Source organism: Vibrio sp. D401a (genome assembly GCF_030248515.1).
GTDB classification, from domain to species: domain Bacteria; phylum Pseudomonadota; class Gammaproteobacteria; order Enterobacterales; family Vibrionaceae; genus Vibrio; species Vibrio rotiferianus.
In genome coordinates this window covers 1-1,503 of the sequence record NZ_JAHGAI010000078.1, presented here as the reverse complement: position 1 = coordinate 1,503, position 1,503 = coordinate 1, and the positions used below count along the sequence as shown (strand labels likewise).

1 protein-coding gene and 1 pseudogene are annotated in these 1,503 nt (G+C 41.3%); both read left to right on the top strand.

Annotated features, from left to right (window positions below):
- Positions 1-160: 160 nt before the first annotated feature.
- On the top strand, positions 161-808 hold the full coding sequence (locus KIV41_RS24290; RefSeq protein WP_010448839.1) for an HAD family phosphatase: 648 nt from the start codon (positions 161-163) through the stop codon (positions 806-808).
- Between the two features lie 146 nt (positions 809-954).
- A pseudogene (locus KIV41_RS24285) lies at positions 955-1,410 on the top strand (GNAT family N-acetyltransferase).
- The last annotated feature ends 93 nt before the right edge of the window (positions 1,411-1,503 follow it).

Here is a 1,503-nt window from a genome sequence, read left to right as displayed (position 1 = left end):
AGCTACGTCAGCACAAACATAACAAACTGTTCAAGAGGGATTCGCAACGCGTGGCATTTTCACTATGCGTTGGTTTAAGTGATTAAGGTGGTGTGCGGCGGCTTCAGTATTGCGTTGCTCACCCCTTAACAGGGCGTTATACGAACTCGCAAAATTTAACATGGAGAACAAATTGAAAGATTATGAAGTTTATCTGTTCGATATGGACGGAACGTTAGTAAATTCAGAGCCATTAAAGGGTAAAGCTCTAGCATTGGCTTGTGCAGATTACGGCGCTCAAGTTGATCACAATATATATAAAGACGTTATGGGTGAAAGTTGGCAGGTTGTGACTGGTCACTTTTTTACTCATGCGGGCATTTCACCAGATCTAGGCGAGTTTAATCGTTATTTTCGAGCTCACTACGAACTGATGTTAAACGACGAACTTGAGTTGAATGCAGGAGCTAAAGCGTATATTGAACACTTGAAAAAAGCAGGGAAAAAATGTGGTGTTGTCAGCTCGGCAGCAACATGGATGGTTGAAAATATTTTGACTTCATTGCAGTTAGAAACAGCTTTTGATCTTGTTATTACCCAAGAGCATGTAACCAAGCATAAACCTGATCCTGAAGCTTATAATCTTGCACTCGCAAATTTAGATGTATCACCTGAACATACAATAGTGTTCGAAGATTCAACAGCAGGCATTAGCGCAGGTAAATCTAGTGGTTGTGACGTTATTGCCGTTAGGCATGAGTTTAATGGAAAAAATGACTTAAGCGGCGCATTAAGATCTATCAGTGTGTACGATGAAATGTTCGTATAACAAAGCATTTAAGAGTGATTCTCAACGCTTGGCACTTTTAATTCCATCGTTGAGTTCAGTGTTTACTGCGGTAAGGTTGAGTTTCGTGGTCGCGTTGTTCACACCTTAATGCGGCGTTAGCAGTCAGAAGTAATAAGGAACTATAGATGGAATTAAAGTATCGTTCAGCTGATTTTGAAGATTTGGAAAGTCTTGTTACTTTGCTTTCAAATGACCCGCTTGGTAGCAAAAGAGAAGACGCGTCTGTCCCGCTAAATAGTGCGTATATTGAAGCGTTCGATGCAATTGCACGAGATCCAAACAACGAATAACTTGTTGTTGAACTGGAAAACTCTTTAGTCGGGATGCTTCAAATTACTTTTATTCCTTACCTAACCCATATCGGTAGTTGGCGTTGTCTTATCGAAGGTGTTCGGATCCATAGTGACTATCGTGGACAAGGTTTCGGTGAGCAAATGTTCTCACATGCTATCGAACTGGCAAAAAGCAAAGGCTGTACAATTGTTCAGTTAACAAGTGATAAGCAGCGCCCTGATGCAATCAGGTTCTATGAAAAACTTGGATTCAAAGCAACACATGAAGGGTTTAAACTCGCGTTGTAAGTTGCTGCTAACAAAGCATTTAAGAGTGATTCGCAACGCTTGGCAGTTTCGCTTCGCTCAAGTATAGCCAAGCGTCGCTCACACCTTAATGCG